The sequence below is a fragment of the Nocardia macrotermitis genome (assembly GCF_009604405.1).
In the GTDB taxonomy this organism is placed as follows: Bacteria; Actinomycetota; Actinomycetes; order Mycobacteriales; family Mycobacteriaceae; genus Nocardia; species Nocardia macrotermitis.
The window spans coordinates 103,508-115,253 of record NZ_WEGK01000013.1; the positions used below are offsets into that span (position 1 = coordinate 103,508).

At 67.8% G+C, this 11,746-nt stretch carries 9 protein-coding genes; 8 read left to right on the forward strand and 1 reads right to left on the reverse strand.

Annotated elements, in window-relative coordinates; translation table 11 throughout:
- Positions 1–595 precede the first annotated feature (595 nt).
- The 4 genes from NRB20_RS38480 (at position 596) to NRB20_RS27125 (ending at position 5,419) form a co-directional block, all read left to right on the forward strand.
- On the forward strand, positions 596–2,668 hold the full coding sequence (locus NRB20_RS38480; protein WP_227833912.1) for a SpoIID/LytB domain-containing protein: 2,073 nt from the start codon (positions 596–598) through the stop codon (positions 2,666–2,668).
- 266 nt (positions 2,669–2,934) lie between these two features.
- A complete protein-coding gene (locus tag NRB20_RS27115; protein WP_319945461.1) occupies positions 2,935–3,690 on the forward strand; it encodes a MerR family transcriptional regulator in 756 nt (251 codons plus the stop codon).
- Between the two features lie 128 nt (positions 3,691–3,818).
- Positions 3,819–4,616: a hypothetical protein gene (locus NRB20_RS37695; RefSeq protein ID WP_194290022.1), complete on the forward strand. Its 798-nt coding sequence runs from the start codon at positions 3,819–3,821 to the stop codon at positions 4,614–4,616.
- Positions 4,617–4,834: 218 nt separating this feature from the next.
- Positions 4,835–5,419: a hypothetical protein gene (locus NRB20_RS27125; RefSeq protein WP_153413939.1), complete on the forward strand. Its 585-nt coding sequence runs from the start codon at positions 4,835–4,837 to the stop codon at positions 5,417–5,419.
- Between the two features lie 125 nt (positions 5,420–5,544).
- On the opposite strand, the gene NRB20_RS27130 is transcribed toward NRB20_RS27125, so the two are convergent.
- Entirely contained in the window at positions 5,545–6,774 is a 1,230-nt protein-coding gene (locus NRB20_RS27130; RefSeq protein WP_153413940.1) for a hypothetical protein, read from the reverse strand.
- Positions 6,775–7,010: 236 nt separating this feature from the next.
- On the opposite strand from NRB20_RS27130, the gene glf reads away from it, so the two are divergent.
- The 4 genes from glf to NRB20_RS27150 are packed head-to-tail and all read left to right on the forward strand — an operon-like array spanning position 7,011 to position 11,745.
- A complete protein-coding gene (gene glf / locus NRB20_RS27135; RefSeq protein ID WP_319945462.1) occupies positions 7,011–8,207 on the forward strand; it encodes a UDP-galactopyranose mutase in 1,197 nt (398 codons plus the stop codon).
- Between the two features lie 31 nt (positions 8,208–8,238).
- Complete coding sequence (locus NRB20_RS27140; protein WP_153413942.1) at positions 8,239–10,203, forward strand: glycosyltransferase; 1,965 nt, start codon at positions 8,239–8,241, stop codon at positions 10,201–10,203.
- Positions 10,200–10,799, forward strand: coding sequence for a phosphatase PAP2 family protein (locus NRB20_RS27145; protein WP_153413944.1), 600 nt, complete (start codon positions 10,200–10,202; stop codon positions 10,797–10,799). Before NRB20_RS27140 ends, NRB20_RS27145 begins: the two co-directional genes overlap by 4 nt.
- Before the next feature lies 1 nt (position 10,800).
- Positions 10,801–11,745 (forward strand): decaprenyl-phosphate phosphoribosyltransferase, encoded by a 945-nt coding sequence (locus NRB20_RS27150; protein WP_153413946.1) that lies wholly within the window; start codon positions 10,801–10,803, stop codon positions 11,743–11,745.
- Position 11,746 lies beyond the last annotated feature (1 nt).

An 11,746-nucleotide genomic window follows, 5' to 3' on the forward strand; every position in this document is an offset into this window, starting at 1 on the left:
GGATCGTCGTCGGGCCTCGTGGTCCTCGAGCCTTGTCGATATGAATGGGTGAGCCCGCCTCCGATAGGAAGCGGGCTCGCGAAAAGCATTGTGCGACTGGGTTTATCGTCCGGCAGTAGGAGCGGGTGCTCTTCTTGTACTTCATGTGGCGGCAGGACGGCGTCGGGGGCCGAGGAGAGGACGACTTCGGCGAAATGCGCTGGGATAGCCGTGAAGTCGCTGTTATCGGTGTTTCGGTAGCCGGGGGAATCCTGCATCACGATCGTGAACAGCGGCGCGATGACCGCGAGTGTCGCTACGACGAGGAGAACGCACGACCTTCTGGGCCTGCGGTACGGCACGAGCTGCTCCATTCGAGTAGAACCGGCGACCGTCGGTCGGGAGGTCATGGTTGATTCCTGACGGGTCAAGCGTCACACTGGTCCCAACTTTTACAAATCTAAACCTTTGGTAGAGGCTTAGATAGTAGTAGCTCGAATGTAGCTTTCCGATCGACATCCAGCGGGTAGGCGGGCGGAGAACGGTCCGGCGGTCCTGCTCGCGGAATCTGTGGGAGTGCGTGATGACCAGTTCGAAACGTCCGAGGTTCGTATCGATGCGACACGGTGGTCTGTGGCGCAAACGTCGACACCGGCGTGTCGCGATGGCCGGTGGGGTGGTCGTCGCGCTGACCGCCGGGACCGGTGTCCTGTACTGGGCCTGGCCCGCCGCGCTGCCCTACCGCCAGACCGCGGGCGTGGACGAGGGGCACGGTCGCGGCATGAGTCAGTTCGGCGCGTTGGACCAGGCCAAGGCGGGGACGAACGCGGTCGGCATCCTGCAGGGCTACTATCCCGGCGCGCAACTGGCCACCATCGGACCGACCATGGTGCGGGTGCGGTTGATGGGTCAGGACAACAAGCCGCTGGACGTCTACTCCGATGCCGGACTGAGCGTCGCGGGGCGGCAGGTGCTGCCCGGTCAGGTCGCGCATCTGACGCCGACCGCCGCCGGAGCCGACGTGACGATCCTGTCCGGTTGCGGCGGCGACGTGGTGTGGCAGGGATCCACCCCCGACCCGTGGGTCTATCCGATCGGGGCGGGCGCCAACCGTCCGCCGGCCGAACAGCTGAAGATCTGCGGCGCGGGCGGGTACCGGGGCGCGCTCGGCGTCGCGCTGGACGGGGCGGAGATCCGCACGGTCGATCGCGTCGACACCGAGGACTACCTGCGCGGCGTCGTCCCGACCGAGATGTCCGCGGACTGGGCCGATCAAGGTGGTTCGGAGGCGTTGCGCGCGCAGGCGATCGCCGCCCGCTCCTACGCCCTGGCCGAAACCCGCTATCCGTACGCGCAGACCTGCGATACCCAGGACTGCCAGGCGTATTCGGGGACGAGCCGGGAGGATCCGCGCACCGACGCCGCCGTCCGCGCGACCGCGGGCCAGGTCCTGCTGCGCGACGGTCACCTGCTGCGCACCGAATACTCCTCCGCGCCGCACGGCGTGCATCCCATGAACGCCGGAATGTTCGAAATCGGCCCCGCCCCAGCCGAATTGGCCCCCTCCACACCCGCCCCCGCCGCCCCGCAATCCGCGCCCGGCCCCAGCGTCATCGATACCAAATACGCCCAGTCCGGCGGCCCCACAGGCTCTCTGGGCACCCCCCTCGGCCCCGAATCGCTCCTCCCCGGCCACGGCGGCACCTTCCGAATGTTCCGCAACGGCGTCATCATCGCCACCCCCACCCTCGGCGCCCAGGTCATCGACTTCACCACCCTCCTACAACTGGCTCCCGGCGTCGCCGCCAACCCGGCCGCTCCTGCTCCCGGTGTTGCGGCCACCCCTGCCGCTCCTGCTCCCGGTGTTGCGGCCACCCCTGCCGCTCCTGCTCCCGGTGTTGCGGCCACCCCTGCCGCTCCTGCTCCCGGAACGGCGGCCAACTCGGGCATTCCCGCCCCTGGAACGGCGGCTGACTCGGGCACTCCTGCGCCCGGCGTCGCGGCCAATCCAGCCACTCCCGCGCCTGGAACAGCGGCCAACCCGGCTACCTCTGCTCCCGGCGTCGCGGCCACCCCTGTCACTCCCGCTCCCGGGACAGCGGCGGACCCGGGCACTCCCGCGCCTGGTGTCGCGGCCAACTCTGCCCCCGGAACCGTGGCCGCCGCCCCCGCGCCCACGTCAACCGGGACAACCGACCAATCCGCCCAGGCACCACAGGCCGCGCCCGCCCCGAACCAGCCCGCCGGAAATCCGGCCCCCACAGCCGCTCCGGTCGCGGCCCCCACAGCCGCTCCGGTCGCGGCCCCCACAGCCGCTCCGGTCGCGGCCGCCCCGAGCCCGGCCGTCGCCCCCGGACCGGCTGCTGCTCCGGGACCGGCTGCTGCTCCGGGACCGGCCGCTCCCGCCTCGACATCGGTTGCGGCTCCGGAAGTTTCAGCTCCAACTGTCATCGCAGCTCCGGCCCCGACAGGTCCCGCAGCGTCGGCCCCGACCGCCGCACCGGCCGCTCCCGTCGCGACATCTGTTCCGGCCCAGGCAATTCCAGCGCCAGCCGCTGCCTCGACCTCGGTAGCCCCCGCACCCATCGCGCAGGATCCGTCGGCGCAAGCACCGTCGTCGATTGCGCAGGTGCCGATATTCCCCCCGCCTGCTCCGGCCGCACCGGCCCCGGGCGCGCTAGCCCCCTGAGCATCTCCGCAGGTACCGGTGATAAACCCCCGATCGCCGCACCCGGCATTCCGGCCGCGACCTCGACGGTCCCCAGCGTCCCGGCCGCCGATACCGCGTCCGCCCCAGGTCCGGCGCGGCCGTGGTTCCGGCGTCGGCCCTGTAGGTCCGCCCCGGCGGTGATTCGGGCCCCGGCGACGGCCGTGGAATTGGTCCTTGACCTTGACGTAGCGTCAAGATGCATGCTGGGTTTATCGACGTGATCAGGGAAAACGGGTGGTGTGGCGGTGGGTGAGTGGTCCATTCAGGAGTTGGCGCGGGCGGCGGGGACGACCAGTCGGACGTTGCGGCACTATGGGCAGCTCGGGTTGTTGCCGCCCAGTCGGGTCGGGAGCAACGGCTATCGGTACTACGACCAGGATTCCCTGGTGCGGTTGCAGCGGATTCTGCTGTTGCGCGAGCTCGGGCTGGGACTGCCGGTCATTGCCGAAGTGCTTGCGGGAGAGCGGGATACGGCGGCCGCGCTGCGTACGCATCTGGATCTGCTACGGCAGCAGCGGGATCGGATCGAGCGGCAGATCACGTCGGTGCACACCACATTGCACAAGACGGAAGCAGGTGAACCGCTCATGGCGGAGGAGACATTCGACGGGTTCGACCACACCCGGTACAAGGACGAGGTGATCGAGCGCTGGGGCAGGGAGGCGTACGAGAACAGCGACGCCTGGTGGCGTTCGATGAGCGAGGCGGACCGGCAGGCGTTCGGGCAGACGCACCTGGACATCGCCGCCGACTACGGCCGCGCGCACGCCGACGGGCTGGCCCCGGACAGCGCACAGGTGCAGGCGATCGCGCAGCGGCACTACGACTGGATCGCGGTGGGCTGGGGCGGCAGGCAGCCCGACGCGTGCGCATTCACCGGCCTCGGCGACATGTACGTCGCGGACCCGCGTTTCGCCGCGAATTACGACCGGCACGGCGAGGGCACCACCGCCTTCGTCCGGGACGCGATGTACGCCTACGCCGAAACCCGTCTGCACTAACCGAATTCGGCGTTCACGAGACGCGGAACCGGTGAGATGTGTTCCGCGCGGGGAACTTTTCGGGTCGCCCGGGTGCGGACGTGCGGAGTAGAGTTCGCGCCCGAGATCAGGGGAGGAAAGGAAACCCGATGAGCTACCCATATGGCCAGCCCGGTTACGGCGGTCAGCCTCAGCCCTACGGACAGCAGCCTTATGGTCAGCAGCCGGGTTATCCACCGCAGCCCGGATATCCACAGCCGGGTTATCCACAGCAGCCGGGTTATCCACAACAACCGATGCAGCCGCAGGGTTATCCCCAACAGCCGGGTATGCCGCAGCCGCAGGGTTTTCCACAGAATCCGCAGCAGATCCCGAACCCGCAGCAGTTCGGCAACGCACCGCGGCCGGGCGGCGCCCAACCGTCCGGTGGCGGCGGTGCGGCGATCACGGCGGGCATCCTCGCGATCGTGATCGCGCTGCTCGGGATCGGCAGCATCATCTACACCCTGCACGCGATGAGTGTCGCGCAGGAGGCCCTGGACAGCCTCAACAGCACGCTCGACTCGATGAGCAGCAAGTACGGCACCAGCGTCTCCTCGCACCGCGACTTCGACTCGGGCGGTTACTACTTCGGCGTGGTCGTGGAGGCCATCGTCGCCGTGCTGTTCCTGCTCGGCGGCTCCATGCTCCTCAACCACAAGAACGGCGGCCGGATCCTGCTGGTGATCCTGGCGGGCTTCGGTGTGGTCGGCGGCCTGATCGGCATGATCATCGGCCTCGCCTCGGGCGTCCCGGCCGCCGCGGGTTTCTCGATCCCCGGCCTGTTGGTCGTCATCGCGATACTCGTCCTGTGCCTGTCCGCCTCGGCCCGCCGCTACTGCAATGTGGCGCCGGCCCAGGCTCCGCAGATCAACTACGCGCAGCCGCAGTATCCGCCGCGTTTCTGAGCGTCATCGGAATATCGACTCGGGCACAGGATTTCGATCCTGTGCCCGAGTCGTATCCGTCCGCCGCGACTTGCGTCCGGATCGGAGTAACGGCGTTGTCGGTGCGACGGAATATGCTTCGACCGCATCGATCGTTCGGTGCACCGGCGGAGTGACCGGCGGCCCGCGATCGGCGTGACACGTGGTTCGAATCCGATGACGAAAAAAAAGGGGGAGACATGGGGTATCCGTACGGTCCGCCTGGGAACCAGGGCTTCGGGGCCTATCCGCAGCCGACCTACCTGCAACCGGTCACTCCGGCGCGAAAACCGAGTGGCGGCACCGCGATCGCGGCCGGGGTACTGGCCGCTGTGCAGGGTGTGCTCGCGCTGGTGGAGACGGCGGGCGCTTCGATCACGATGCGCTCGGATCGCCACGAGGGCTACGGCGACGACGACTGGGTGTCGGTCCTGATGCTCGTCCTCATCGCCACATACTGCGGTCTGTACCTGTCCGGAGCGATCTTCCTGTTCGCGCGCAGACGCATCGGTCGATATCTGATCGTCGGAACCAGCGGGCTCGTCCTGGTCGGCGGCGCCTGCGCGATCATCGTCGCGGTGACCGTCAACGGCCTCGCGAACGAGGACGCGCTCCCGCTGGGCATCGTGGTGGCGATCGCGTTCGTCATCCAGTTGCTCACGCTGTGTCTGGCACTCGCCAGCTCGACCGGCCGCTGGATCGCCGCCCGCACCACCGGCCCGGCCGCCACGCACCCGCGGCCCGAGCCGACGTACGTCCAACCGCAGTACCCGCCGCGCTTCTGAGCGTCATCGAAACGTGAACTCGGGCAATAACTCAATGGGTCGAGATGGCGCCCCGCCAGCCCGCCCCGATCGCTCCGATGTGCGGCCGACAGCAGTACCCACCTTACCGTTGATTCGATGAAACCCTATGCGGCGCACATGGTTTGGAGTACCCCGCGCAGGATCGGCGCGCCGTAGCGAGCCGGGGCGAAGGCCAGTGATTGTGCCATGCCGAGGGGGGTGAGGACGGCCGAGCTGACTCCGGTCCAGCCGACGGCGACGTTGGCTCCGGTGAGCAGCAGGCTGGAGATGTCCAGGGTCAGGGTGGTGAGGTCCAGGGCGTTCTCGACGCTGACGTCCGCGAGCGGGACGGTGTCCAGGGCCTTGCCCTCGTGGATGTCGTAGCCGAGGTTGGCCAGGAAGGTGAGCGGGCCGTAGTCCATGTAGTCGATCACGGGGCCGAGTTCACCGGTCTTGCGCATCAGCGCGAGCTTGGCGATCCGGTTGTCGCGCAGGAACTCCCGCAGCCCCGCCGCGGTGCCGTCGAGGGCGGCGTGGTCGATCGGCAGATCGGCGTGCGCGAGATAGCCGCGGGTGCGGTCCAGCAGCGTGACGGTGTTCAGATCCGACATCGGCGTGCACTTGTCGTTCGCCCGGACGACCTGGTTCGCCAGCTCGGCGATCGCGGGCGGCACCGCGACGCGCTCACTCGGGAAATCCGAACCGCTCAGCTCCAGCTTCGCGTAAGTGCCCGGGGCCGAACAGTTTTCGCGCATCCGATCCTGCACCCGCCGGGCCAGCCACTTCACCCCGCTGAACACCCCGCCGACGATGAAACTCAGGAAGAACCCCGCCGTCGGCACCAGCCCCGAGAGCACCTGCGCCGGAATCTTCACCACGCGGGTGGCCAGGATGAACACCTCGATGACGTCGTTCACCGTCAGCCGCGACACCGACATGGTCCGATCGAGATGTCCGGTGCGCACCGCGTCCAGCCCGTCGACCAGATAGGTGACGATCGGATCGTCCAGCTGCCCGAGCCGTCCGGACTTCTCGCGCGTCGGGTCGACGGGCAGCGCGTCGCGGTGCACGCGGACCGCGGCGATGGTGTGCCGGAACTCGTCCACCTGACGGTCGTACTCGGCGATCCGGTTCGCGGGAATCACGGTGCGCACCGCCGACGCGGCCGAGTTGACGACGTCGTCGACGGTGGGCGAATCCTGCCCACAGGTTCCGTCCCCGGCGGCGACGGGCACCGCGGCCAGCGCGGTGGGTGTGTCGGCCTGTGCGGGTGTGGCCGTCAGCAGGCCCGCGCCGAGCGACGCCGACAGCACGAGCGCGCCGAACAGAGGGGTGAGGGGGCTGGTGATCCGCATGCGAGGTCTTTCGGTCGTGCTGAAATATGCGGCGCCATTGCCACCACAACGAACTGGTCGTCCGTTCAATTGGTGCTCATGACATCCGGCCCGGATGTCCGGTTACTCCCCGGTACGCGAATTCCGTCCGAAATGTGGGTGTCCGGCGTCGGAAATCTGCCGGTCGTGCGGGTCCTGAGCGGGCAGTGTGCGACTCCACCGGGCGTCTGCGCGGACTTCCGATACTCTGGGCTCCCGTGACCGCCGCATCGCCCTACGATCTGATCATCGTCGGCTCCGGATTCTTCGGGCTGACCATCGCCGAACGTGCCGCCACCCAGTTAGGCAAGCGGGTGCTGGTCGTCGAACGCCGCTACCACCTGGGCGGCAACGCATATTCCGAGGCGGATCCCGAAACCGGTATCGAGGTGCACAAATACGGTGCACACCTGTTCCACACCTCGAACAAGCGGGTGTGGGACTACGTCAACCAGTTCACCGAATTCACCGGCTACCAGCACCGCGTCTTCGCCATGCACAAGGGGCAGGCGTACCAGTTCCCGATGGGCCTGGGTCTGCTCTCGCAATTCTTCGGCCGCTACTTCAGCCCCGACGAGGCGCGCGCGCTGATCGCCGAGCAGTCCGCCGAGGTGAATGCCGCCGACGTGTCGAACCTCGAGGAGAAGGCCGTCTCGCTGATCGGCCGCCCGCTGTACGAGGCGTTCATCCGCGACTACACCGCCAAGCAGTGGCAGACCGACCCGAAGGAACTGTCCGAGGGCATCATCACCCGCCTGCCGGTCCGCTACACCTTCGACAACCGCTACTTCAACGACACCTACGAGGGTCTGCCGCGCGAGGGTTACACCGCGTGGCTGTCCAAGATGGCCGAATCCGAGCTGATCGAGGTCCGGCTGAACACCGACTGGTTCGAGGTGCGCGAGGAGATTCGCGCGCAGAGCCCGGACGCCCCGGTCGTCTACACCGGCCCGCTGGACCGCTACTTCGACTACAGCGCGGGCGAATTGGGTTGGCGCACCATCGATCTGGAGACCGAGGTGCTGAACACCGGTGATTTCCAGGGCACCTCGGTGATGAACTACAACGACGGCGACGTCCCGTTCACCCGGATCATCGAGCCGCGCCACTTCCACCCCGAGCGCGACTATCCGACGGACAAGACGATCATCCAGCGCGAGTTCTCCCGTTTCGCGCAGACCGGCGACGAGCCGTACTACCCGATCAACAGCACCGAGAACCGCGAGAAGCTGGTCGCCTACCGCGAACTGGCCAAGAACGAAACCGCCACGGCCAAGGTGCTTTTCGGTGGCCGCCTGGGTACCTATCAGTACCTGGACATGCACATGGCGATCGGTAGCGCGCTGAGCATGTTCGACAACGTCGTGGGCCCGCACCTGGAGTCCGGCGCGCCGCTGGTCGCGCCGGAGCAGTGAGCCGCGCCCGAGAAGCCCGCAGGAAAGTGACATGACCGCACAAGCGACCCTGGAACAGATGCCCACCCACACCCGCGCGATCTCGCTGCTACAGCGCGTCATCCTGCCGCGTCCGGGCGAACCGCTCGACGTGCGCACGCTGTACCTCGAGGAGTCGGAGACCAACGCCCGTCGCGCACACGCGATCTCGCGCACCTCGCTGTCGATCGGCGCGGAGTCCGAGGTCTCGTTCTGCACCTACTTCAACGCGGTTCCGGCCAGTTACTGGCGGCGCTGGAGTGTGCTGGGTTCGGTGGTGTTGCGGCTGGAGCTGTCCGGCCACGGCCGGGTGGACGTGTACCGCTCCAAGGCCGATGGTTCGCGAATTCACGTGCAGGGCAACGAGTTCGGCACCATGCCTGCGGACCCCGCGTCCGAGGAGGCCGCCGCGGAGTCGGTGGAGTTCGAGGTCGAGCTGGCCCCGTTCGAGGACGGCGGCTGGATCTGGTTCGACATCACCTCCGACTCGGCGGTCGAATTGCGCAGCGGCGGTTGGTATGCGCCGATCGAGGCCCCCGGCGCGGGCACCATCGCGGTCGGCATGCCCACCTTCAACCGTCCCGGCGACGCGGTGAAAACCATTGCGGCGCTGGGCTCGGACCCGCTGGTGCTGGACAAGATCCGCGCGGTCATCATCCCGGACCAGGGCACCCGCAAGGTCGTCGACGAGCCCGGATTCGCCGAAGCCGCTGTGCCGCTGGGTGATCGGCTGGCCTTCCACAACCAGCCCAACCTCGGCGGCTCCGGCGGCTACAGCCGCGTCATGTACGAGGCGTTGAAGACCACCGACGCCGAGTACATCGTCTACATGGACGACGACATCGAGATCGAGCCGGACTGCATCCTGCGCGCGCTGGCCTTCTCCCGCTTCGCCCGCTCGCCCATCCTGACCGGCGGCCAGATGCTCAACCTGCAGGAACGCTCGCACCTGCACACCATGGGCGAGGTGGTGGACCGCTCCATCTTCATGTGGACCGCGGCCCCGAACGTCGAGTACGACCACGATTTCTCCAAGAACCCGCTGCGCGACCGCGACAACTCCAAGTTGCTGCACCGCCGCATCGACGTCGACTTCAACGGCTGGTGGACCTGCGTCATCCCGCGTCAGGTCGCCGAGGAACTGGGCCAGCCGCTGCCGCTGTTCCTGAAGTGGGACGACGTCGAATACGGTTTGCGCGCACGCGAACACGGCTATCCGACCGTCACCCTGCCGGGCGCGGCGGTCTGGCACATGGCCTGGTCCGACAAGGACGACGCGATCGACTGGCAGGCGTACTTCCACCTGCGCAACCGCCTGGTCGTGGCCTCGCTGCACCTGCCCAACGACGGCCGTCCGATGGTGGTCAACACCATCAAGGCGACGCTGAAACACCTACTGTGCCTGGAGTATTCGACGGTCGCCATCCAGAACGAGGCGATCCGCGACTACCTCGCGGGCCCGGACAAGCTGTTCGGCCTGCTGCCCACCGCGCTGGGCAAGGTGCACGCGATGCGCAAGGAATTCCCCGACGCGGTGGTCGTGCCGTCCTCCACCGAACTGCCGCTGGCCTCGCACGCCGCGGTCAGCGCGGTCGGCGAGCCGGGCAATCCGATCGCGAAGGTCGCGCGTCTCGGAAAGGGCCTGCTGCACAACGTCCGCAAGGCCGACCCGCGCCATCACGAGACCCCGCAGTTGAACGTCCCGACGCTGGACGCGCGCTGGTTCCTGCTCTCGCAGGTGGACGGCGTCACCGTCACCACCGCCGACGGCCGCGGCGTGGTGTACCGCAAGCGTGATCCGCGCAAGGCGCTCGAGCTGTTCAAGGAGGCGATGCGGCTGCGCCGGGAACTGGCCGAACGCTTCCCCGAGGTGCGCAACCAGTATCGTGCGGCGCACGCGAAGCTGACCAGCACCGCGGCCTGGGAGGATGTCTTCGGCATCGCTCCGGACGCGCGCACACAGGAGAACTCGAAATGACCGCAGAAGCCGCCGACGCGACCGGTGGGTCGCCCGGACTGCACGTCGTGCCCGATCCGCAGCACCGGTCGGCCGAGGTCAAGATCCTCAACGCCGTGCAGGGCACGATCGGGGCCGACCCGTCGGTGATCTCCGCCGCGCGCGGCATGTCGCACTTCGGTGAGCACGCGCTGGGCTGGATGGCCATCGGCGCGGTCGGCGCGCTGGTCGACAAGCGGCGTCGGCGGCAGTGGGCCGGGGTCGCGGTCGGCGCGTTCGGGTCGCACGCGGCCTCGGTCGTCATCAAACGGATCGTCCGGCGTAAACGTCCGCACGATCCGTCGGTGCAGGTCAACGTGTCGACGCCGAGCAAACTGAGTTTCCCGTCCTCGCACGCGACCTCCACCACGGCGGCTGCGGTGTTGCTCGGACGACTGACCGGGCTACCCTTGCCTGCGGTGCTCGTGCCCCCGATGCTGCTCTCCCGGTTGGTTCTGGGAGTGCACTACCCCTCCGACGTGCTCGCCGGTTCCGCGCTGGGCGCCGCGTCCGCAGCCGCCGTGCTAGCCGCCGAAAAGAGATTGACCAGTGACCGCACAGGAAAGAGCCCTCGCTGAAATGAGTGAAGAGCCGACCGGCACCGACCTCGACGAAGCCGTCTTGAAGGGCCCGCCCAAGACGCTGGCCGGGGGTCTGATCAAGACCATGCGGCCGCGTCAGTGGGTCAAGAACGTCCTGGTGCTGGCGGCGCCGCTGGCGGCGGGCAAACTGCCCGACGGCAGTTACGCGATCGCCGATCTGACCAGGGACTGGCACATCGGCATCGCGTTCGTGGTCTTCTGCATGGCGGCCTCGGGTATCTACCTGATCAACGACGCGATGGACGTGGAGGCCGACCGGGCCCACCCGACCAAGCGGTACCGGCCCATCGCGGCCGGTGTGGTGCCGGTCAACCTGGCCTTCGCGCTGTCGGTCGTGCTGCTGGTCGGTTCGCTGCTGATCTCCTTCGTCGCGGCCTGGCAGCTCGCGGTCACCATGGCGGTGTACATCGCGATCCAGCTGGGCTACTGCTTCGGCCTGAAACATCAAGCGGTGCTGGACATCTGCATCGTGTCCTCGGGCTTCCTGCTGCGCGCGGTGGCCGGTGGCGCGGCGGCGAACATCCACCTGTCGCAGTGGTTCCTGCTGATCATGGCGTTCGGCTCGCTGTTCATGGCGGCCGGAAAGCGCTACGCGGAGTTGAAGATCGCGCTGGACACCGGCGCGAAGATCCGTAAGTCGTTGCAGTACTACACGCCCACCTACCTGCGTTTCGTCTGGACGATCTCGGCGACCGCGCTGGTGGTGTTCTACGGCCTGTGGGCGTTCGAGACCGATCACAAGCGCACCCTGTGGTACGCCATCTCGATGATTCCGTTTACTATCGCAGTCCTGCGTTACGCGGTCGACGTCGATGGCGGCGAGGCCGGAGAACCTGAAGAGATCGCGCTGGGCGACCGCGTATTGCAGTTCCTGGCCATCGCCTTGATCGGAGCGGTAGGTGTCGCTGTCTATCTCACCTGAC